This window comes from Stenotrophomonas sp. YJH_SMC_130 (assembly GCF_059369035.1).
This window is the reverse complement of sequence record NZ_JCAFSH010000001.1, coordinates 452,219-474,013: the sequence shown is the minus strand read 5'-3', so window position 1 is coordinate 474,013 and position 21,795 is coordinate 452,219. Positions and strand designations below refer to the sequence as shown.

Here is a 21,795-nt window from a genome sequence, read left to right as displayed (position 1 = left end):
CAGGAGCAATTACCCCCATGGACATCTGGAACTGGGTCGAAAAGCTGCAGGGTGACCTGCGCCAGGCCGGCCAGGCGCAGAACGCGCACCTGCTGAACCGCCTCGCCGACGAGGTCAGTGAACTGCAGATCGACCGCGTCGATGCCCTGCTGCCCGAAGCACGCGCCCTGGGCAAGGCACTGGACAACCCGTGGGTTGACGTCTATGTCGGCCACTGGGCGCTGCGCAACCGCGTCGGCAACCGCGTGGAAGGCGAGAGCGCACTCGGCGAAGCCGTAGCGCTGTTCGAGCGCGCGCACCGCGAGGACACCCTGGAATGCCCGCAGTCGATCTGCGTGACCCAGGACCTGGCCGCCTGCTACGGCAACATCGACGGCCCGGGCTGGGTGCCCGAGCGCATCGAGGTCTGCGACGAAACCCTTGGCCGCATCGATCCGAGCTGGGCCTGTTTCCAGTGCCTGAGCTGCGAGAAGGCCGATGCGCTGCTCGATGATGGCCGTGGCCAGGCGGCGCTGGATTACCTGCAGGTGCAGGCCGATGCCGTGGAAGCCTGTGGCAAGGAAGTGTTCGACAGCTTCCCGGAGATGCAGATCAAGATCCTGCTGGGCATGGGCCGTGCCGATGAGGCACTGGCGCTGATCGAAAAGCGGGAGGCCGAAGTTGCTGCGTCCGGAGAGTACGAGCCGGCCAACTGCACGGTGCCGCGCCGCCTGTCCAAGGCCTGGGCGCTGGCCCAGCTGGGCCGCGACGAAGAGGCGCTGCAGCAGCTGGTGCCGTGGAGCGAGCTTACCCCGAACTACTGGCGGCTGTGGGCAAACACCGCCGCAGCGCTGTGCCAGCGTGATCCCGCGCGCAATACGTGGGATTTGGGCACGCGCTTCAACACCATCATCGAGCACTTCGCACGGGTCGGTTCGCACCGCCTGCTGATCGAAGTCGCGGCGTTGAGCCTGGAACTCGCCCTGCAGCGTGGCGCGCGCTGGGTCGCACTGCGGCAGCTGGAACTGGCCCGCACCCATCTGGCGCAGCTGCGCCAGGATCGGGGTGCTGCGGCGCTGGTGGCAGGCCTGGCCGCGCGCATCGAGGCATTGCCGGACGTCGCGCCGCTGCCGGTGCCGGCGGGCGAGCTGCTGGCATGGCTGGACGCGCAGGGCGAACAAAACCAGTCGCGCGATCCCGAGCGCGAAGCGCAGTGGTTGCTGCAGGCGCATGCCGAGCTGCCCGATGACGAGGCGCTGGCCGACATGGCCGCCTCGGCACTGAATGCCTGCGGCGCGCAGGCCGAGGCGCGGTCGCTGCTGTGGCGGTTCGTACGCGGCCATGTGCAGCACGATGGCCCCGTGGCCTACACGTTGATGCGCTGGCTGGCCGAACAGGGCGACGACGACGGACTGCGCCAGCTGGCCGATCTGTATCGCGGCAGCGTGCCCGTGTTCGCGCACTGGTGCGAGGTGCAGCGTGCACGCCGCGTGTCCGACTGGCCGGCGCTGGAGCAGGCGGCCCGATCGCTTCTGGAGCTGTCTCCGGGCTCGCACGGCGCGCGCGGCACGCTGGCGCGCATGTACATGGAAACCGGCCGTTTCAGCGAGGCCCAGGCCTGTTATGCACAGCTGGTGGAGCTGCTGGACGAGCCCAATGCCGCGCATTGGGACCACATGAGCGCAGCCAGCGCCGCGCGCGACTGGGACGCCGTGCGCCGCTCGGCGTCGGCGCTTGGCATGGAATTGTCCAGCCAGGACGGCGTGGTAGAGGAGCCGTGGGGCTGGGTGATCATCCGCAGCGAAGAAAACGGCGAGCCGATGGAGTACTACGCCCGTCGCAGCGGTCCGGTGACCGCGCGCATCGTCGAGAACGCGCCGTCCAACCGCGCCCAGCAGGTGGGCGACTGGGTGGTGTTCGATGCCGCGCCGGTGCATCCGGCACCCGAGGAGGAGGATGCACGCGAGCATTTCATCCCGACCTATGCGCAGGTGCATGTGCTGGAGCGCGGCGGCTTCGCCCGCAGCTGGATGATCGATGGCGCGCACCCGGGCGAGGAGGCCTGGAATGCCTTCGTCGAGGCGGCCGAAGCACAGGGTTGGAGAGTGTGGTCACACAGCCGGCCGGACTACACCGTCACCGACCCCGATGTGGAAGAGGGGACGCTGCCCGGCCTGCTGTTCACCGTGGCCCAGCCGCAGGACCACGCACCGCTGGCACTGCACCGCTTCCTGCAGCAGCACACCGCGACGTGGCCGCATCCGCATTGCTGGTTGCGCCTGGCTGAAGCCTGTGACCAGGATCGCCAGCCGCATCTGGACGTGATCGAGCGTTACGGGTTGTAGGCCCCAGGCTCGTGTAGAGCCGAGCCTGCGCTCGGCTCATGCGGATAATCAGCCGAGCATGGGCTCGGCTCTACAACGAATCATCATCACCAAGGAACGCGATATGCGCGGGACAAGGATGTTCGTGATCGCCGGGGTGCTGCTGGCCCCTACCGCACAGGCTGCACCCGCATGCCAGGAGCCTGCGGCTGTCGCCCGCGCTTTCTACGAGGCGACGACCGGCAACGGTGACCTGCTGGAGCCGCCGGCCGCGCTGGTCAGCCCTGCCTTCGGCAAGGCACTGCGTGGAGAGCGCGCCTGCCAGCAGCGCGAAGAGGGCATCTGCACGATCGATTCGGATCCGTGGCTGGATGCGCAGGACGGTGACATCGAAACCCCGGTGCGCTACAGCTGGAAGGAGGCTTCGGCCTCCGCCGGCCAGGTCGAGATGCGCTATTCGGTGTGGAAGAAGGCCTACCTGACCCGCCTGCCGATGGTGCGCCACGGGCAGGGGTGCTGGCAGGTTGATGACATCCTCACCAACAGTGGTCGTTCGGTGCGGAAAATCCTGGCCCAGCCGCTGCCTTGACCGTCCACGGCATCCACGCATGGTGCGGTCCAGCGGCCGGCACTACCCGGTGATGCTGGGGTGGGTGCCGACCGTTGGTCGGCACGCCTTTATCGCGAATGCCCGAACACCAGCTCGATCACGAACTGGCTGCCGAAGAACGCCAGCAGCAGCAACAGCATCGCCGCCAGCGTCCAGTGCACCGCCTTCATGCCGCGCCAGCCGTAGCGGCGGCGGCCGATCAGCAGCACGCCGAACACGATCCACGACAGCACGCTCAGCACGGTCTTGTGCACCAGCTTCTGCGCCAGCAGGTCATCGACGAACAGTACGCCGGTGACCAGGGTCAGGGTCAGCAGCGCGAAGCCGACGGTGATCACCCGGAACAGCAGTGATTCCAGGTCGGCCAGCGGCGGCAGTGCCCGCAGCCAAGGCCGGAACTCGCGGCGGCGCAGCGCGCGTTCCTGCAGCCACAGCATGATCGCCAGCAACGCGGCGACGCTCAGCGTGGCGTAGGCCAGCAGGGCCAGCCAGGCGTGGCTGGCCAGGCGCCAGCCCAGTACCTTGCTCGATTCGTGGCCGTAACCGTGGTAGGCCAGCAGCAGCACGGCGGCCAGCGGGAACACCACCACGCCCAGCGCCGACATCCGCCCGCGCGCGCCGACCAGCGACGTCAGCCAGGCCATGCCCAGGCCGACCAGCGACAGTGCGGCGAAGAAGTGCATGTCCGGCCCGCCGTTGGTGCGCATCGCCACCATCACGTGGTAGCCGCCGTGCAGCAGCATGGCGGGCAGGGCCGGCCACAGCCAGATGGGGGAGCCGGTCGTCTCATCGCGGCCAAGCGCGCGCACCAGCAGGGCACTGGCAGCCAGGTAGAGCAGGACGGCGATGAGAACGATTGTCATCGTTGCAGTTTCGCATACCCCCGTGATGCTGGCGACGGCCCCGTGGCCGCAGTCCGGGGAGACAGCCGGACCCGTTATACTGTCTGCCTTATTGTCCCCCGCTTTCAGACAGGTTGCGCCGCATGTTCGAGTCCCTGACCCAGCGCCTTTCCGGCACCATCGAGCGCCTGCGTGGCCGTGGCCGCCTGACCGAGGAGAACATCCGCGAGGCGACCCGCGAAGTGCGCATCGCGCTGCTCGAGGCCGACGTTGCGCTGCCGGTGGTGCAGGCCCTGATCGAGCGCATCAAGGTGCGTGCGGTCGGCCAGGAAGTGCTGAAGTCGCTGACCCCGGGCCAGGCCCTGATCAAGGTCGTGCGCGACGAGCTGACCGCGGTGATGGGCGCCGAAGCCAGCGACCTGAACCTCAACGTTCCCGCTCCGGCCATCATCCTGATGGCAGGCCTGCAGGGTGCCGGCAAGACCACCACGGTCGGCAAGCTGGCCAAGCACCTGAAGGAAAAGCGCAAGAAGAAGGTGATGGTGGTGTCGGCCGACGTCTACCGCCCGGCCGCGATCGAGCAGCTGAAGACCCTGGCCGAGCAGGTGGGCGTGCTGTTCTTCCCGTCCAGCGCCGACCAGAAGCCGGAAGCCATCGTGCGCGCGGCCATCGACGATGCGCGCAAGTCGTTCGTCGACGTGCTGCTGGTCGATACCGCCGGCCGCCTGGCCATCGACGAAGCGATGATGGCCGAGATCAAGGCCCTGCACGCTGCGGTGAATCCGGCCGAAACGCTGTTCGTGGTCGATGCCATGACCGGCCAGGACGCGGCCAATACCGCCAAGGCCTTCGGCGATGCCCTGCCGCTGACCGGCGTGGTGCTGACCAAGACCGACGGTGACGCCCGCGGCGGCGCCGCGCTGAGCGTGCGCTACATCACCGGCAAGCCGATCAAGTTCGTCGGTGTCAGTGAAAAGCCGGAAGGCCTGGACGTGTTCCACCCGGACCGTATCGCCAGCCGCATCCTCGACATGGGCGACGTGCTGTCGCTGGTCGAGCAGGTCGAGCAGCAGGTCGACAAGGACAAGGCCGCCAAGCTGGCCGAGAAGGTCGCCAAGGGCAAGAAATTCGACTTGAACGACATGCGTGACCAGCTGGAGCAGATGCAGAACATGGGCGGCATCGGCGGCCTGATGGACAAGCTGCCGGGCCTGGGCAACATCCCCGACCATCTGAAGCAGCAGGTCAGCCAGGGCAAGGAAGTGCCGCGCATGATCGCCATCATCGGCTCGATGACCAAGAAGGAACGGCGCAATCCGAACCTGCTCAACGGCTCGCGCCGCGCGCGCATCGCCAAGGGCTCGGGCGTGACGCCGGCCGACGTCAACAAGCTGATGAAGCAGTACATGCAGATGGAAAAGATGATGAGCAAGATGGCCGGCGGTGGCATGAAGGGCATGTTGCGCAGCATGAAGGGCATGATGGGCGCCATGGGCGGCCGCGGCATGCCGTTCCGTTGATGACGGCCCCCTCCGCAATCTGATGTAGCGCCCGGGCCCACGCTCGGGCGGCGGCGCACAAGCGCCGCAGCAGGCCGTCGGGCAGCAGGCTCGACTCTTCCCCTGTCCTGCGCGCACCATGGGGGCCTGTCCGAAACGATGGGCCGTCATGCAGAGTTCCGCTGTAGCTTCCCGCGCCGAGGCGTTCTGCCGGCGCTTTGGCGTTTCCGTTCCGATCCTGCTGGCACCGATGGCCGGTGCCTGCCCGGTACCGTTGTCGGCTGCGCTGGCCAACGCCGGCAGCATGGGCGCAATGGGCGCGGTGTTGTCCTCTTCGGCCGATATCGGTCGCTGGATGGATGACTTCCGCGCAGCCTCCAGCGGTCCGGCGCAAGTGAACCTGTGGATGCCGGACCCTGTACCTGCCCGTGACGTTGCCGCCGAGGCCGCCAGCCGCGCCTTCCTCGCGCAATGGGGCCCGGAGGTGCCCGCCAGTGCCGCCGACGCCACGCCGGCCGACTTCGAAGAACAGTTCGCCGCACTGCTGGCGGCGCGTCCTGCGGTGGCCTCGACCATCATGGGCGTGCTGTTGCCGCGCCACGTGCAGCAGTTGAAGGACGCCGGCATCGCCTGGATCGCCTGTGCCACCACCTTGTCCGAAGCGCGCGCGGCACAGGACGCCGGCGCCGACGCGGTGGTGGCGCAGGGCGCGGAGGCCGGCGGCCATCGTGGTTCCTTTGATCCGGCGATGGCCGAGCGCCAGCTGGTGGGACTGTTTGCGCTGCTGCCGCGCCTGGCTGATCAGCTGCAGATTCCGGTGATTGCCGCCGGCGGCATCGCCGATGGCCGTGGCATCGCTGCCGCACTCACCTTGGGCGCCAGTGCGGTGCAGATCGGCACCGCCTTCCTGCGCACGCCGGAAGCGGCGATTGCTTCGGCGTGGGCCGATGGGCTGGCCGCCAGCGAACCGGAAGACACCTGGCCGACCCGCGCCTTCAGTGGTCGCCTGGGCCGTGGCCTGGCGACGCCCTATGTGCGCGCCGCTGCCGCAGAAGGCGCCCCCGCGCCGCGTCCATACCCGGTGCAGCGCGGCCTGACCGCCCCGATGCGCAGGCAGGCGGCACAGGAGAATCGTCTGGCGGCGATGCAGGCCTGGGCCGGGCAGTCGGCGTGGATGGCGCCGGCGCAGCCGGCCGCCGACGTGCTGCGCGGCATGTGGGAACAGGCGCAGGCACTGCTGCCATGATGGTGAGCTGCAACGGCCGGGCGGCGCAGGTGGAGGATCTCCTGCCGGCGCTGGTGAATTACGGCCACTTCACCTCGCTGCAGGTGCGTGGTGGTGCAGTGCAGGGGCTGGACCTGCATCTGGCGCGGCTGTCACAGGCTACGCGCGAACTGTTCGGCAGCGAACTGGACACGGTGCAGGTACAGGCATGGATGGCGCAGGCATTGCAGCAGTCAGGGCAGGCCGATGCCTCGCTGCGGGTGACGGTGTACTCGCGCCGCTTCGATTTCCGCAATCCGCTGGCGGCGGTGCCGGTGGACGTGCTGGTGGCGGTGTCAGCGCCGGTGACGCTGACCGTCGCCAAGCGCGTGCGCAGCGTGGCCTGGCAGCGTGAACTGCCGCAGATCAAGCATGTGGGCACCTTCGGCCTGTTCGCCGAGCGTCGCGCGGCGCTGGCCGAAGGATTCGACGATGCGCTGTTCGTGACCGCCGATGGCGACGTGAGTGAAGGCAGCACCTGGAACCTGGCCGTGCACGATGGTGAGCGGCTGCGCTGGCCACAGGCGCCGGCCCTGCGCGGTACGGCTGAGGCGCTGCTGAAGCGGCACTGGCCCGATGCGCAGTTGACGCGGCCGTTGGCGCTGGCTGAACTAGGCAGTGTGAAGGCCGCTTTTGCCTGCAACGCCAGCGGCCTGTGGGCGCTGGAGGCCATCGACGGACATGTCCTGCCCGGCTCGCAGGCGCTGGCTGAACAGGGCAGGGCGGTGCTGGCGGCGGTGGCCTGGCAGGGATTGGGGTCAGCCCCCTTTTGCGGCACAAAAGCGATCTGACCCCCCGGGGTTGGCCCGGCCGCGATCTGCCGCTATAATCGCCCGCTTACCTCGCCATCCTGGCGACTGGGCAATAGGAAAAACACCATGGTCAAGATCCGACTGACCCGCGGCGGCGCCAAGAAGCGTCCGTTCTACCACATCATCGTCACCGACGTGCGCAGCGCGCGCGACGGCCGCAACATCGAGCGCGTTGGCTTCTACAACCCGGTCGCCCAGGGCGCCGAGAAGCGCATCGAGCTGGACCTGGCCCGCGTTGACCATTGGGTCAAGAACGGCGCCCAGCCGACCGACAAGGTCCGCAACCTGATCAAGGAAGCGACCAAGTCCCAGGCCGCTGCGGCCTGATCCTGACGGGCCACGCTTCGGCGTGGCCCTCTTGGTTGAAGCAGATGAAAGATATCGAGCGCCGCATCCTGCTGGGCAGGGTTGTCGGCGCTTTTGGTGTGCGCGGCGAAATCAAGCTCGAGTCCTGGACCGAGCCTCGTTCCGCCATTTTCCGTTACCAGCCGTGGATCGTGCGCAGCCCGTCCGGCGTGGAAACCACGGTTGAGGGTGTACGCGGCCGCGACAGCGGCAAGCACCTGGTGGCCCGTTTTCCCGGGGTCGAGGATCGCGATGTGGTCGAAGCGATGCGCGGCACCGAGATCTACGTGGCCCGCAGTGCCTTGCCGCCGCCGAAGCCCGATGAATATTACTGGGTGGACCTGGAAGGCTTGGATGTGAAGACCACCGAGGGCGTCGCCCTGGGCCAGGTCTCGCACCTGTTCAGCACCGGCGCCAATGACGTGGTGGTGGTCCGGGGTGACCGCGAGCGGATGATTCCGTTCGTGCAGCCGGACTTCGTCAAATCGGTCGATTTCGAGGCCAACCTGATCGTGGTCGACTGGGACCCCGAGTTCTGAGTGCGAGCATGCGTTTCGACGTCATCACCCTGTTTCCCGAGTTCCTCGCCCAGTCCGCTGGACTGGGCGTGGTCGGGCGCGCGCAGGAGAAGGGACTGTTCAGCCTGCATGGCTGGAACCCCCGTGATTACGCCGAAGGCAACTACCGCCGGGTGGACGACCGTCCGTTCGGTGGTGGCCCGGGCATGGTGATGCTGATCGAGCCGCTGCAGGCCTGCCTGCAGGCGATCCGAGAGGCCGATCCAACCCCTGCGCGGGTGATCTACCTCAGTCCGCAGGGCGCGCCGTTGACCCAGGCCAAGGTGCGGGAACTGGCGGCGCTGCCGCGCATGGTCCTGCTCTGTGGCCGCTACGAGGGCATCGACGAGCGTTTCCTGGAGGCCAATGTCGACGAGGAAATCTCCCTCGGCGACTACGTGCTGTCCGGGGGCGAGCTGGGCGCGGCGGTGATCATCGACGCCGTGGCCCGCCTGCAGGACGGTGCCCTGAACGATGCGGAGTCGGCGGCGCAGGACAGCTTCGAGGGCGACCTCGGTCTGCTCGACTGCCCGCATTACAGCCAGCCGGCCCAGCACCCGCTGGGGGACGTGCCGGAGGTGCTGCGCTCGGGCAACCACGCGGCCATCGCCGCCTGGCGCCGCCAGCAGTCGCTGCTCCGGACCGCCCAGCGGCGCCCGGACCTGCTGGATGAACAGGCACTGGGCAAGGCCGACCGCAAACTGCTGGAGCAGGGCCGCCAGGCCCGGAACCAGAAGGCCAGCCCCTAGCGCAGGGCTGGCTTTATCGGCTATCATGGCCAATTCCCGCCAGCCCCGTTGGCGCGCGCAGTACCCAAAACAAACGTGCAGCACAGTCCGGTGACTGCATGAGCCCACGTTGTCGATACGACACGCCCACCCGAACAAGAATCGGTGTAACCCATGAGCAAGCTGAACAAGTCCATCGTCGCGGAATTCGAATCCGCCCAGATCACCCGTGAACTGCCGAAGTTCAGCCAGGGCGACACCGTTGTCGTCAACGTGAAGGTGAAGGAAGGCAGCCGCGAGCGCGTGCAGGCCTACGAAGGCGTCGTCATCGCCACCAAGAATGCCGGCCTGAACTCCTCGTTCACCGTCCGCAAGATCTCGCACGGCTACGGCGTCGAGCGCGTTTTCCAGACCCACAGCGCCATCATCGACTCGGTCGAAGTGAAGCGTCGTGGTAAGGTCCGCGCCGGCAAGCTGTACTACCTGCGTGGCCTGGAAGGCAAGGCTGCCCGCATCAAGGAAGACCTGGCTGCCGCTGCTGCCGCCAAGGCTGCCCGTCTGGCCGACAAGGCCTGATAAACAACTTCGGTTGTTGCCGCGACGGCCACCTTCGGGTGGCCGTTTGCGTTTCCGGCATCGCATCGGCCACGATCAGCTGATGAACGATATCAACCCGCGCTATCCCGCCGTGATCCAGTCGGCGCTGCGCTTTCTCGACGGCAAGGGGCTGGCGCGCGTGCAGTCGGCGCCGTTGCTGCACCGCCTGCTGTGGCGCGCGGGCATCGCGCTGCCACCACCGATCCTGGCTGGTTTTGGTACCAATGCGCTGGTGCAGGGCCTGTTGTTCGGGCTGTTCTGGACCGCGCTGATGTGGCTGATGCTGTGGCAGGGCAGCGAACGTCCGCTGGTGCTGTTGCTGGTGGCCGGCCTGTTGGCCGGAGCGCTGTTCGGCATGGTGATGGCGGCGCTGATGCGCTCGCTGCGCCGCCACCGCAAGCTGCCGGACTGGCGCCGGTTCCGGGCGCGGCAGGCCGATTGAGCCGATGGCGCACTGCGCCGTGACCACACGGCGGGCCCGCGCTAGGCTGCAGCTTCATCCCGATGGACGTATCGTGCGATGCCTGCCAAGCGAACCGCACCTTCCACTGCGCCCACGCTGCTGTCCGGTGGCAACCCGCAGATCGCCAAGGGCGAGGGCGATGCGCCGGTGCAGGCATACATCGCCGCCATGCCGGACTGGAAACGTGTGATCGGCGCGCGACTGGATGCATTGATCGAGCAGGCCGTACCTGGCGTGCACAAGGCGGTGAAGTGGAACTCGCCGATGTATGCGGTTGCGCCGGGCGAAGGGTGGTTTCTCAGCTTCCATTGCTTCACCCGCTACATCAAGGTGGCGTTCTTCCGCGGCGCGGCACTGGCGCCAGTGCCGCCGGAGCCGTCCAGGAGCGCCAATACGCGTTACCTGCACATCTTCGAAGATGCCCCGTTGGATGAAACGCAGTTCCGCGACTGGGTGCGCCAGGCCGCCGCGTTGCCCGGCGAGCGCATGTAACCCCGACGTTCCGATTCCCTTCCCGACGAGAGCCGCTGATGGTCACGCATGCACCGAATCCTGCCGATGCCGGAACACCGGCGGCTGAACTGATCGACGCGCGCATCGCCGAACTGGGTGACTGGCGCGGCGAAACGCTGGCACGCGTGCGCGCCTTGATCCATGAAGCCCTGCCCGACGTGCAGGAAACCTGGAAGTGGCGCGGCACGCCGGTGTGGGAGCAGGACGGCATCCTGTGCACCGGCGAAACCTACAGGCAGGCGGTGAAACTGACCTTCGCCCACGGCGCGGCGCTGCCGGACCCGAAGGGCCTGTTCAATGCCAGCCTGGACGGCAACACCCGGCGCGCGATCGATATCCATCAAGGCGCGATGCCGGATGCCGCTGCGTTCAAGGCGCTGCTGCGCGCGGCGGCGACGTTCAACGCGGCGAAGAAGAAGCGCTGACCGTCTTCTGTAGAGCCGAGCCCATGCTCGGCTGACAGGCCTGTGCGGACCAACGGTCCGCACCCACCTCAACGTGGCGGCGCTGGCTCCAGTGCGGCATCCGGGTCGGCCACCGGCGAGGGTGGGCAGGCGGGAATCTCCGAGGGCGTGGCCAGCGTTTCGGCATGCGAAGGCTTGCCCATCATCTTCGCCTTGCGCCAGCCACCCCAGCGGTAATACGCCAGCGACAGCAGCATCGACACCAGCGAGCTGACCGGGAAGCTCCACCAGATCGCATCGGCGCCCCAGTACGGCTGCAGCAGTTCGGCGAACGGCACGCGCACGCCCCACAGCGAGCCGGCCAGGATCAGCAACGGCGGAATCACCGCGCCGGTGGAGCGCACCACGCCGGAGATCACGAAGCTGACGCCGAAGAACAGGAACGAGCCGATCACTACGTGGTTGAGGTGGCGCGCGATCTCCAGCGCCTGGCTGGCCGGTGGCAGGAACAGCGCCAGCAGCTGGCGATCGAACACCACCAGCGGCAGGATCAACGCGCCGGTCAGCAGGAAGTTGAACAGCACGCCCTGGCGCGCGGTGCCGCGCACGCGGTCCCAGCGCTGCGCACCCACGTTCTGTGCGGCCATCGAAGAGCACGCTGCACCGATCGCCATCGCTGGCATCTGCAGGTAGTTCCACAGTTGCAGGGCAGCACCGTAGCCCGCGCCGGTGTCGGTCCCGTACTGGTTGACCATGGTCATCAGCAGGATCACCGACAGCGAGATCAGCACCATCTGCAGGCCCATCGGCACGCCCTTGACCACCAGCGCCTTGAGGATGGTCATGTCGAGCCTGAACAGGCGCATGTCGGCGCGGCCCAGCCACAGGGTGTGGCGCTTGTGCCGCATGTACAGCAGCAGGCCGGCCAGCGACAGCGTCTGTGCGACCAGCGTGGCCCAGGCCGAGCCGGCGATACCCAGCGCGGGGAACGGCCCCATGCCGAAGATCAGCACCGGGTTCAGCACGATGTCCAGTGCCACCGACACCATCAGGAAGCGGAACGGCGTACGCGAGTCACCGGCACCGCGCAGCGCGGCGGTGAGGAAGGCGAACGCGTACAGCGTCGGCATCGCCAGGAAGATGATCTGCAGGTAGGCCTCGGCCAATGGCAGCGAAGCGGCCGGCGTGCCCATCGCCGCCAGCAGCGGATGGGCCATGAACCAGCCGGCGAGGGCGATGATCACCGACAGGCCGATGAAGAAGGTGGCGCTGGTGCCGACCACGCGCCGCGCCTGCACGATGTCGCGCGCGCCGATCGCCTGGCCGATCAGGATGGTGGAGGCCATGCCGAAACCGAACACCGAGCCGATCAGGAAGAACATGATGTTGTTGGCGTTCGCGGTGGCGGTCAGTGCCGCCTCGCCGAGGAAGCGCCCGACCCAGACCGCGTTCACCGAACCGTTCAGCGACTGCGCGATGTTGCCCGCCAGGATCGGCAGGGAGAACAACAGGAGATTGCGCCCGATCGGGCCGGAGGTCAGGTCAAGCGGCGCTTTGGCCATGGAGTGGTGATCGAATCCCGGGAGGCGCACACTAGCACCAAGCCGGTTCGCGGGATGTGGCAATGCATCAACGACTGCAGGTGGAGCGGAGGTTGGCGCTGGCCTTGATCAGCGCTGTATTGGCCGCATGTTCGATGGACGACCGGCTGGGTGATACCCAGATCCGGCCAACCGACCGTCCCGAGTGCCTGGTCGGCAGCCAGCGCCAGGACCTGGCCTCCGGGGTGCGGCCATTGATCGGCGGCACAGGCTGCCGCGCCGACCCGGACAACCCGCGTCCCCTCAACAAGCCACTGGAGTAGCCTGCCCCCATGCCCGAGCTTTCCCCGCTGTCACCCAGTGTCCGCCTGGACATCTGGTTGTGGGCGGCCCGTTTCTTCAAGACCCGCAGCCTGGCCAAGCAGGCGATCGAGACCGGCAAGGTCAGCGTTGCCGGGCAGCGTCCGAAATCCTCACGCGCGGTGCGCGTGGGCGAGCAGCTTCAGGTCGACCGTGGTGAAGAGCATTTCGAGGTCCAGGTGCTCGGCTTGAGCGATCAGCGTGGGCCCGCAGCGACGGCGCAGCAGCTGTATGCCGAGAGCGAGGCCTCCAAGGCGCGTCGTGCCGAACAGCGTGCGCTGCGCATCGCCGCGCGCGATGGGTTCCAGCCGCCGGAGCACAAGCCGGATAAGCGCGCACGCCGGTTGATCCGCGCGCTGGGGGACATCGACGCGCTGTGACGCAGCCCCGGCGTTCGCCGGCGACATCACCTTCCGGGATACGCCGCAGCGCGGTGGCAACGGCTTCAACGAGAGTTCGCCGGACCGTGCCTGCGTCCAGGCGCTGCGGGACGCCAGCCGAAATGGCGTACCTGCTGTGGAGAGCATGCGAACCGACGCTTCGCACCCGGTGAAGCGCGCCGGTAGCGCCGGGCCATGCCCGGCGACTACCCCGATCGCCTCAACCGTGCAGGTCGTAGCGGTCCAGTTCCATCACCCGCGTCCAGGCGGCGATGAAATCCTGCACGAACTTCTTCTCGCCATCGGCGCTGGCATAGACCTCGGCCAATGCGCGCAGCACCGCGTTTGAGCCGAACACCAGGTCGGCGCGGGTACCGGTCCAGCGCACAGCGCCGTCGGTGCGGCCACGGCCTTCGTAGCTTTCGCGGCCGGTGGCCTTCCACTGCGTACCCATGTCCAGCAGGTTGACGAAGAAGTCGTTGCTGAGCGTGCCTGGGCGCGTGGTGAACACGCCGTGCTTGCCACCATCGGCATTGGCACCGAGCACGCGCAGGCCGCCGACCAGCACGGTCATCTCCGGCGCGGTCAGCGTAAGCAGCTGCGCCTTGTCGATCAGCAGCGCCTCCCCGGGCACGCTGTAGGCGCCCTTCAGGTAATTGCGGAAGCCATCGGCGACCGGCTCGAGCACCGCGAACGATTCGACGTCGGTCTGTTCCTGGCTGGCATCGGTGCGGCCCGGGGTGAACGGCACGCTGACCTCATGGCCACCGGCCTTGGCCGCCTGCTCGACACCTACGCCACCGGCCAGCACGATCAGGTCGGCCAGTGACACGTGCTTGCCGCCGGCATTGAAGCTGGCCTGCACCTTTTCCAGCGCGGCCAGCACCTTGGCCAGCTGCTGCGGCTGGTTCACCTCCCAGTCCTTCTGCGGCGCCAGGCGGATGCGCGCACCGTTGGCGCCGCCGCGCTTGTCCGAACCACGGAAGGTCGAAGCCGACGCCCATGCGGTGGACACCAGCTCGGCGACGCTCAGGCCCGCTGCGGCGATCTGCTGCTTCAGCGCGGCGATGTCCCTGGCGTCGATCAGCGGGTGCTGTGCTTCCGGCAGCGGGTCCTGCCAGATGAACTGTTCGGCCGGAATTTCCGGGCCGAGGTAACGTGCGCGCGGGCCCATGTCGCGGTGGGTCAGCTTGAACCAGGCGCGGGCGAAGGCATCGGCGAAGGCCTGGGGCTCGGCGAGGAACCGGCGCGAGATCTTTTCGTAGGCCGGATCCATGCGCAGCGACAGGTCGGTGGTGAGCATGGTGGGGCGGTGCTTCTTCGACGGGTCGTGCGCGTCGGGAATCACCGCTTCGGCGTTCTTGGCCACCCACTGGTGGGCACCGGCCGGGCTCTTGCTCAGCTCCCATTCGTTGCCGAACAGGATTTCGAAGAAATCGTGGCTCCACTGCGCCGGGGTGCGCGTCCAGGTCACTTCCAGGCCGCTGGTGATGGCGTCGCCGCCCTTGCCGCTGCGGAAGCTGCTGGCCCAGCCCAGGCCCTGGTTTTCCAGCCCGGCGGCTTCCGGTTCCTTGCCGACGTTGTCGGCCGGGCCGGCACCGTGGGTTTTGCCGAAGCTGTGGCCGCCGGCGATAAGCGCGACGGTTTCCTCGTCGTCCATGGCCATGCGGCCGAACGTATCGCGGATGTCATGCGCGGCCAGCACCGGATCCGGGTTGCCATCCGGCCCCTCCGGATTGACGTAGATCAGGCCCATCTGCACTGCGGCCAGCGGGTTTTCCAGCGTGCGCGAGTGCACGTCGCCGTCGGCATCGTCATCGGATACGAGCACGCCATGGTTCTCTTCAACGCCTTCCGAGCCATGCTTGTAGCGCACGTCACCGCCCAGCCAGGTGGTCTCGCGGCCCCAGTACACATCCTGGTCCGGCTCCCAGGTATCGGGGCGGCCGCCGGCAAAGCCCAGGGTCTTGAACCCCATCGATTCCAGAGCGACGTTACCGGTGAGGATGAGCAGGTCGGCCCAGGAAATGGCCTGGCCGTACTTCTGCTTGATCGGCCACAGCAGGCGCCGGGCCTTGTCCAGGCTGACATTGTCCGGCCAGCTGTTGAGCGGTGCGAAGCGCTGCTGGCCACGACCGCCGCCGCCGCGGCCGTCGCCGATGCGATAGGTGCCGGCACTGTGCCAGGCCATGCGGATGAACAGGCCACCGTAGTGCCCGAAGTCGGCCGGCCACCAGTCCTGCGAATCGGTCATCAGCGCCTTCAGGTCCGCCTTCAGCGCGGCGTAGTCCAGCCCCTTGAAGGCCTTGGCGTAATCGAAGCCGGCATCGAGCGGATTGGAGCGCGCCGAATGCTGGTTGAGCAGGTCCACGCGCAACTGGTTCGGCCACCAGTCGCGGTTGGTCGTCGCGTCGCCGACGACGGCATGGTTGAACGGGCACTTCGCTTCGCTTTTCATGGGTCTCTACCTGTGGACTGGCGAAAGGTGGAATCGGGGGAGGCCTGACCACGATAGGTGGCGCCTACCAATGGGTAAATTCGATTGATTCAACCGATGCGATAGTGGCGAACTATGGAGCCGTCCGACTAGGACGGTCGTGTCCGATCAACGCTTCAGCAGGCCCGCGCCCAGCTTCATCAAGTCACTGGCTCCGAACTGGCCGTCGCCGTCCTGGTCCAGGACGCCGCCGAGCAGGTTGCCGATGCCGCCGGACTGCTGCGTTTCCTGGCCCAATGCCTGGCTCAGCTGGCCTGCGTTGCCACCCTGGGCGAAGCGCTGGGCCAGGAAGGACATGACGATGGGGGCGAGGATTGCCAGCAGCTTGCCCGAAGTGCCGCTGTCGAGACCGGTCTTCTGCCCGAGCAGTTGTGCCGCCTGCGGTTGCTGGCCACCGAACACGTGGCCGAGGATGCCGGCGCCATCGGTGGCGCCGCTGCCGCCCCCGCCCATCACCGCGCCCAGGATCCCGCTCAGGTCGAAACCGCCGCCACCGCTGTGGTCGCGCTGCAACGCGTTGAGCAGCGACTGCGCGCCCTGCGGCTCACTGGCGTTCTGCCCCATCGCGCCAAGCAGCAGGGGCAGGGCGCTGCCGACGGCCTGGGCGGTCTGGCTGCTGTCCAGGCCGAGTTGCTGGGACACCTGCTGCAGGCCCTGGCCCTGCTGCAGCTGCTGGAAGAGGGATGCAGCGAGCGATTCGGTGTTCATGGCAGTCTCTGTTCTGTGAAGGAAGGACGGCCCGAGCATAACGCTGCGTGCACTACGGGAATGCGAAGGCAGCCGAGCATGGGCCCGGCTCTACAGACAGAGCGCCACGGGGTCGTTGTGGAGCCGAGCATGGGCTCGGCTCTACAGGCAGGGCGTGAGTTGTAGAGCCGAGCCCGCGCTCGGCCCAGGCCTGCCAGCGGGCGCGGTTACAGCAGCGTCTTCAACCGGTACAGCGCCTCAAGCGCCTGCTTCGGCGTCAACTCGTCCGGGTCGATCGCCGCCAGCGCTTCCTGCGCCTTGCTGGACGGCGCGCTGAACAGGCCGAACTGCTGCGGTGCATCCAGTGCCTGCGGTGCCAGTTCGGCCGCGTGGCTTTCACCGCCGCGCTGTTCCAGCTCGGCCAGGCGGCGACGCGCCTGCGCCACAGTAGCCCGCGGCAGGCCGGCCAGTGCCGCCACCTGCAGGCCGAAGCTGCGGTTGGCCGGGCCATCCTTCACCGCGTGCATGAACACCAGCCCCTCACCGTGCTCGACGGCGTCCAGGTGCACGTTGGCGATGCCACTGCGGCCGCCCTCATGCTGTTCGTCGGCCAGCGCGGTCAGTTCGAAGTAATGGGTGGCGAACAGCGTGTAGCAGCGATTCTGGTGGGCCAGGTGGCGGGCCACCGCGTCCGCCAGCGCCAGGCCGTCGTAGGTGGAGGTGCCACGGCCGATCTCGTCCATCAGCACCAGCGAATGGGCGGTGGCGTGATGCAGGATGTAGCTGGTCTCGGCCATCTCGACCATGAAGGTCGACTGCCCGCGGGCGAGGTCGTCACCGGCGCCGATGCGGGTCAGGATGCGGTCGATCGGGCCGATCACAGCGCGGCTGGCCGGCACGAAACTGCCGATATGGGCCAGCAGCACGATCAGCGCGTTCTGCCGCATGTAGGTCGATTTACCGCCCATGTTCGGGCCGGTGATGACCAGCATGCGACGGTCGGGATGCAGGTCCAGGTCGTTCGGTTCGAACGGCTGCTCACGCACCGCTTCGACCACCGGGTGGCGGCCACGCTCGATCTTCAGGCACGGTGCCGTTTCCAGCTCCGGGCGCGACCAGTCCAGTGCCTGCGCGCGCTCGGCGAAGGCGGCCAGCACGTCCAGTTCGCTCAGCGCAGCGGCGCACTGCTTCAACGGTTCCAGCTGTTCGCCGAGGGTGTCCAGCAGCTGCTCGTACAGGTATTTCTCTCGCGACAACGAACGGTCGCGCGCGGACAGCACCTTGTCTTCGAACGCCTTCAGTTCTTCGGTGATGTAGCGCTCGGCATTGGTCAGCGTCTGGCGGCGGGTGTAGTGCACGGGCGCACGGTCGGACTGGCCCTTGCTGATCTCGATGTAGTAGCCGTGCACGCGGTTGTAGCCCACCTTCAGGGTGGGAATGCCGCTGCTTTCGCGTTCGCGCTGTTCCAGGTCCACCAGGAACTGGTCGGCATGGGTGGACAGGCGGCGCAGCTCGTCCAGCTCTTCATCGAAGCCGTCAGCCAGCACGCCGCCGTCGCTCAGTTTCAGCGGTGGCATCTCGGCGATGGCGCTGGCCAGCAGCTGCGCGCACGCGTCATGCTCGCCCAGCGCGGCGTGCAGGGCCTGCAGGCGCGGCGAATCCAGCGGCGCCAGCACCTCGCGCACGGCGGGCAGCATGCCCAGGCCATCGCGCAGGGTGGAGAAATCGCGCGGGCGCGCCGAACGCAGCGCGACGCGGGTGAGGATGCGTTCCAGGTCGCCCAGGCGGCGGAACTGTTCGCGGATATCGGCGTCGCTGCCGCGGTCGATCAGGGTTTCCACCGCATGGTGACGCTGTACCAGGACCTCGCGCAGGCGCAGCGGGCGGTGCAGCCAGCGCCGCAGCAGGCGGCCGCCCATCGGCGTCACCGTGCTGTCGAGCACGCCCAGCAGGGTATTACGGGTATCGCCGTCGACGCGCGTGTCCAGTTCCAGGTGGCGGCGGGTGGCGGCGTTCATCGCGATCGCCTCGCCAGCGGTTTCCATCGCGATCGAGGTCAGGTGCGGCAGCCGCTGCTTCTGGGTTTCCTCGACATAGCCGAGCAGGGCACCTGCGGCAGCGGTCGCGCGCGGCTTGTCATCGATGCCGAAGCCGCTCAGGTCATGCAGCTTGAAGAAGGCCAGCAGCTGGCGGCGGCCACTGTCGGCGTCGAACAACCAGGGGGCGCGACGGCGCACGCCGGTGCGCTGGCGCAGGAATTCCGGCCAGTTCTCTTCGTCGGGCACCAGCAGCTCGGCCGGCTCCAGTCGGGCGAGTTCGGCTTCCAGGGCGTCGTCGGTTTCCACTTCGTTGACCAGGAAGCGGCCACCGGCCAGGTCGGCCCAGGCCAGGCCGTAGCCCTGCTTCGTGCGCGACAGCGCCATCAGCAGGGTGTCACGGCGCTCGTCCAGCAGCGCTTCGTCGGTGACGGTGCCGGGGGTGACGATGCGCACCACCTTGCGTTCGACCAGGCCCTTGGCCAGCGCCGGGTCACCGATCTGCTCGCAGATCGCCACTGACTCGCCCAGCGCCACCAGCCGTGCCAGGTAGCCCTCGTAGGCGTGCACCGGCACGCCGGCCATCGGAATCGGCGCTCCGCCGGAGCTGCCACGCTGGGTCAGGGTGATGTCGAGCAGGCGCGCGGCCTTGCGCGCATCGTCGTAGAACAGCTCGTAGAAGTCGCCCATGCGGAAGAACAGCAGCAGGTCCGGGTACTCGGACTTGGCTGCGAAGAATTGCTTCATCAGCGGGGTATGTTCGGCGGACTTGTCTTTGGACATGGGACTCGTGGATCAGGGCGTCCGGCCGCGCCGGGCGGCAGCGGCAGCGGAGCGGGTACAGGGCCGTCCATGGTAACTGCTGGGGCCGGTGGGCGCCGCTGCGGTTGGTGGGCATTGCCCGTGCGGGGCACACAGTCAGGCCGGAACCAGGGTGATCTGCCGGTGGCTTGCGAAGATCTCCATTACGATCTCGAAGTAGGTCTGGCCCTGGCCTCGTTGCAGGGCGTCCAGCTGGAGCGCAATGGTCCGCGTATTGAACGTGCCCGGGGCTTCCAGCTTGGACTGCAGCCACTGACATGTGGTAGTTCGTCCCAGTGCGGCGCGGCTGTGCTCGATATCACCCCAGATCACCGTGGCCCGGTCGTGGCCGGCCAACACCCCATAGCCGCCATGCAGCAGGTCATCCAGGGCATCCAGGCTTGGCCCGAGCTGCCAGTTCCCGCCGGCCATGAACACGCGATTGATCTCCGCGTACAGGCTGGGGATGTCATTGATGGCGGCGCCTTCAATCTGTAGGACGATGGTCATGCGGCGACTGTAGCGTCAGCAGGCGGAAGCTGGCGTGCTGTAGGACCAGGGTTCGCGCCATGGCCCGAACGCGCAGCGTCCTGGGCGTTTGCGGTGTGTTGCCCCGCAGTCGACTGAATTTGCAATCTTTCCTATAGAAGTTCCTGAGGCGGCCGATACCCTTTGCGCCTTTCTGCGCTTCGCGTAGCGGCGTGCTGTCGCCTGTGCGTCGGCAGACCCGAATCAAGCCGGCACGTCGATGCCTTGTCCTTTTCCGGACAGAGCGCCTGACGGCCTGCATCAATATCAGGAAAACACTGTGCGGTCAGGGAAGAAGCAGGCACGACAGGCGTGCCGTGGTGGTGGGTGGGTGGTGTTGCTTGGCATGACCTTCGGTGTTGCCGCCCAGCAGGCCGGTGATCCAGCCGCGCAGGAACTGCTGAGGCAACAGGAACGCGAACGCGTGCTGCGCGAGCAGCAGGAACAACGCCCCGACGTCCGCCTGGAGCGGAACGCGCAGAAGGAGGGCGACCGCCTGCCGGCGCAGGAGCACCCCTGCGTGCGCATCGATCGCATCGTGTTGGAAGGCGAGGACAGCCAGCGCTTCGGCTGGGCACTGGCGGCCGCCGACCCGGCGGACGATCCGGCCACAGGCCGTTGCCTGGGGACCGAAGGCATCAACGTGGTGATGAAGCGCGTGCAGAACGCGATCATCGCCCGCGGCTATGTCACCACGCGGGTGCTGTCGGCACCGCAGGACCTCAACCAGGGCACGCTGACGTTGTCGGTGGTGCCAGGCCGGTTCCGCGAGGCCGTGTTCTCCGACCCGCAGGGACGGCATCCGGTCCTCGCCAATGCACTGCCGATCCGCAGCGGCGGCCTGCTCAACCTGCGTGACATCGAGCAGGGGCTGGAGAACCTGCAGCGCGTGCCCACCGTGAGCGCCGACATCAAGATCGCGCCGGCCGACGGCGAGGGCGCGGCGCCGGGCCAGAGCGACCTGCAGATCGACTGGACGCAGCGTTCACCGGTACGCGCCAGCGTCACCCTGGACGATGCCGGCAGCCGTGGCACCGGCAAGCTGCAGGCCAATGCCACGCTGTCATTGGACAATCCGCTGGGCCTGAACGAGCTGTTCTACATCAGCGCCGGCCGTGGCGTGTTCAATGGCCGAGGCAAGGACACCAACAGCTGGACCGCGCACTACGACGTGCCCTACGGGTATTGGCTGTTCGGTGCCACCGCCAGCGCTTACGACTACAGCCAGAACGTGGTTGGTGCCTTTGAACGCTATGACTACAGCGGCCGCAGCCAAAACGCCGAAGCGCGGGTAGACCGGCTGTTGCTGCGCAATGCCAAGGTCAAGTTCAGCGCCTACGCGCGCGGCTGGCAGCGAGAGTCGAAGAACTACATCGACGATACCGAGATCGAAGTACAGCGTCGCCGCACCGCGGGCTGGGAACTGGGCCTGACCCACAAGCAGTTCATCGGCAACGCCACGCTCGATGCCAGCGTGGCCTACCGGCGTGGCACGGGGGCCTTCCACGCCTTGCGCTCGCCAGAAGAGATGGCGCAGCAGTGGGATCCGACGCTGCCGCTGGAAGGGACCTCGCGGATGAAGCTGATCACCGCCGACGCGCAGTTCAGCGTGCCGTTCCAGCTGGGCAGGCAGCGCCTGCGCTACACCGCCGCATGGCGGGCACAGTGGAACCGCACGCCGCTCTCGCCACAGGACCGCTTCGCCATCGGCGGCCGCTATACCGTGCGCGGTTTCGATGGTGAAAGCTCGCTCAGCGGTGAGCGCGGCTGGTCGCTGCGCAACGATCTTTCGCTGGGCATCGGCGGTGGCCAGGAGTTCTACGTCGCCGCCGACTACGGCCGCATCGGCGGCCCATCCGCGCAGTGGCAGTCCGGCCGTGACCTGGCGGGCATGGCGCTGGGCCTGCGCGGCGGCTGGCAGCAGCTTTCCTGGGATGGCTTCGTGGGTTCGGCACTGCACAAGCCCGCCCATTTCCCCACCGACTACACCACATTCGGCTTCAGCCTGGCCTGGCGCTACTGATCTGC

21 protein-coding genes are annotated in these 21,795 nt (G+C 67.6%); 15 read left to right on the top strand and 6 right to left on the bottom strand.

The features are described 5' to 3' along the window. Nucleotides 1-17 precede the first annotated feature (17 nt). Nucleotides 18-2,324 (top strand): tetratricopeptide repeat protein, encoded by a 2,307-nt coding sequence (locus tag AC5P5V_RS02240; RefSeq protein WP_231352612.1) that lies wholly within the window; start codon nt 18-20, stop codon nt 2,322-2,324. Nucleotides 2,325-2,427: 103 nt separating this feature from the next. Next, a complete protein-coding gene (locus tag AC5P5V_RS02235; protein ID WP_134968854.1) occupies nt 2,428-2,892 on the top strand; it encodes a YqhG/Tai3 family protein in 465 nt (154 codons plus the stop codon). Nucleotides 2,893-2,981: 89 nt separating this feature from the next. Here AC5P5V_RS02235 and AC5P5V_RS02230 read toward each other — a convergent pair whose 3' ends face one another. Next, nucleotides 2,982-3,776, bottom strand: a complete 795-nt coding sequence (locus AC5P5V_RS02230) for a cytochrome C assembly family protein (protein WP_134968855.1) — start codon at nt 3,774-3,776, stop codon at nt 2,982-2,984. Between the two features lie 122 nt (nt 3,777-3,898). On the opposite strand from AC5P5V_RS02230, the gene ffh reads away from it, so the two are divergent. The 10 genes from ffh to AC5P5V_RS02180 all read left to right on the top strand — a co-directional run bounded on the left by ffh (nt 3,899) and on the right by AC5P5V_RS02180 (nt 10,958). Further along, nucleotides 3,899-5,275: a signal recognition particle protein gene (ffh, locus tag AC5P5V_RS02225; protein WP_014036403.1), complete on the top strand. Its 1,377-nt coding sequence runs from the start codon at nt 3,899-3,901 to the stop codon at nt 5,273-5,275. Nucleotides 5,276-5,423: 148 nt separating this feature from the next. Then, a complete protein-coding gene (locus AC5P5V_RS02220; RefSeq protein WP_061479149.1) occupies nt 5,424-6,500 on the top strand; it encodes an NAD(P)H-dependent flavin oxidoreductase in 1,077 nt (358 codons plus the stop codon). Continuing rightward, complete coding sequence (locus tag AC5P5V_RS02215; RefSeq protein ID WP_231352613.1) at nt 6,497-7,309, top strand: aminotransferase class IV family protein; 813 nt, start codon at nt 6,497-6,499, stop codon at nt 7,307-7,309. The genes AC5P5V_RS02220 and AC5P5V_RS02215 overlap by 4 nt, the downstream gene beginning before the upstream one ends. A gap of 87 nt (nt 7,310-7,396) precedes the next feature. Continuing rightward, on the top strand, nt 7,397-7,657 hold the full coding sequence (gene rpsP, locus AC5P5V_RS02210; RefSeq protein ID WP_005415733.1) for a 30S ribosomal protein S16: 261 nt from the start codon (nt 7,397-7,399) through the stop codon (nt 7,655-7,657). A gap of 44 nt (nt 7,658-7,701) precedes the next feature. Next, nucleotides 7,702-8,214 (top strand): ribosome maturation factor RimM, encoded by a 513-nt coding sequence (gene rimM / locus AC5P5V_RS02205; RefSeq protein ID WP_005415734.1) that lies wholly within the window; start codon nt 7,702-7,704, stop codon nt 8,212-8,214. 8 nt (nt 8,215-8,222) lie between these two features. Then, nucleotides 8,223-8,981, top strand: coding sequence for a tRNA (guanosine(37)-N1)-methyltransferase TrmD (gene trmD, locus AC5P5V_RS02200; RefSeq protein WP_005415735.1), 759 nt, complete (start codon nt 8,223-8,225; stop codon nt 8,979-8,981). Between the two features lie 153 nt (nt 8,982-9,134). After that, on the top strand, nt 9,135-9,536 hold the full coding sequence (gene rplS / locus AC5P5V_RS02195) for a 50S ribosomal protein L19 (protein ID WP_005415736.1): 402 nt from the start codon (nt 9,135-9,137) through the stop codon (nt 9,534-9,536). An 82-nt stretch (nt 9,537-9,618) separates the two neighbouring features. Beyond that, nucleotides 9,619-9,999 carry a DUF6404 family protein gene (locus tag AC5P5V_RS02190; RefSeq protein ID WP_134967842.1) on the top strand — a complete coding sequence of 127 codons (381 nt, stop codon included), beginning with the start codon at nt 9,619-9,621 and terminating at the stop codon, nt 9,997-9,999. Between the two features lie 78 nt (nt 10,000-10,077). Continuing rightward, on the top strand, nt 10,078-10,512 hold the full coding sequence (locus tag AC5P5V_RS02185; protein WP_231352614.1) for a DUF1801 domain-containing protein: 435 nt from the start codon (nt 10,078-10,080) through the stop codon (nt 10,510-10,512). A 38-nt stretch (nt 10,513-10,550) separates the two neighbouring features. Next, nucleotides 10,551-10,958 (top strand): DUF1801 domain-containing protein, encoded by a 408-nt coding sequence (locus tag AC5P5V_RS02180; protein ID WP_061479152.1) that lies wholly within the window; start codon nt 10,551-10,553, stop codon nt 10,956-10,958. A 68-nt stretch (nt 10,959-11,026) separates the two neighbouring features. On the opposite strand, the gene AC5P5V_RS02175 is transcribed toward AC5P5V_RS02180, so the two are convergent. After that, nucleotides 11,027-12,499: an MATE family efflux transporter gene (locus AC5P5V_RS02175; RefSeq protein ID WP_134967843.1), complete on the bottom strand. Its 1,473-nt coding sequence runs from the start codon at nt 12,497-12,499 to the stop codon at nt 11,027-11,029. 62 nt (nt 12,500-12,561) lie between these two features. Between AC5P5V_RS02175 and AC5P5V_RS02170 the strand changes: the two genes are divergently transcribed. Beyond that, nucleotides 12,562-12,801, top strand: coding sequence for a hypothetical protein (locus AC5P5V_RS02170; RefSeq protein WP_061479154.1), 240 nt, complete (start codon nt 12,562-12,564; stop codon nt 12,799-12,801). Nucleotides 12,802-12,810: 9 nt separating this feature from the next. Further along, nucleotides 12,811-13,218 carry an RNA-binding S4 domain-containing protein gene (locus AC5P5V_RS02165; protein WP_005415742.1) on the top strand — a complete coding sequence of 136 codons (408 nt, stop codon included), beginning with the start codon at nt 12,811-12,813 and terminating at the stop codon, nt 13,216-13,218. 220 nt (nt 13,219-13,438) lie between these two features. Here AC5P5V_RS02165 and katG read toward each other — a convergent pair whose 3' ends face one another. The 4 genes from katG to AC5P5V_RS02145 all read right to left on the bottom strand — a co-directional run bounded on the left by katG (nt 13,439) and on the right by AC5P5V_RS02145 (nt 19,749). Next, a complete protein-coding gene (gene katG, locus AC5P5V_RS02160; RefSeq protein WP_134967844.1) occupies nt 13,439-15,676 on the bottom strand; it encodes a catalase/peroxidase HPI in 2,238 nt (745 codons plus the stop codon). Nucleotides 15,677-15,823: 147 nt separating this feature from the next. Next, nucleotides 15,824-16,423, bottom strand: a complete 600-nt coding sequence (locus AC5P5V_RS02155; RefSeq protein WP_231352615.1) for a DUF937 domain-containing protein — start codon at nt 16,421-16,423, stop codon at nt 15,824-15,826. Nucleotides 16,424-16,629: 206 nt separating this feature from the next. After that, nucleotides 16,630-19,221, bottom strand: a complete 2,592-nt coding sequence (mutS, locus tag AC5P5V_RS02150; RefSeq protein WP_134967845.1) for a DNA mismatch repair protein MutS — start codon at nt 19,219-19,221, stop codon at nt 16,630-16,632. 135 nt (nt 19,222-19,356) lie between these two features. Further along, on the bottom strand, nt 19,357-19,749 hold the full coding sequence (locus AC5P5V_RS02145) for a barstar family protein (protein WP_061479158.1): 393 nt from the start codon (nt 19,747-19,749) through the stop codon (nt 19,357-19,359). A gap of 364 nt (nt 19,750-20,113) precedes the next feature. Here AC5P5V_RS02145 and AC5P5V_RS02140 point away from each other — a divergent pair, with 364 nt between their 5' ends. Further along, nucleotides 20,114-21,790: a ShlB/FhaC/HecB family hemolysin secretion/activation protein gene (locus AC5P5V_RS02140; protein ID WP_231352616.1), complete on the top strand. Its 1,677-nt coding sequence runs from the start codon at nt 20,114-20,116 to the stop codon at nt 21,788-21,790. The last annotated feature ends 5 nt before the right edge of the window (nt 21,791-21,795 follow it).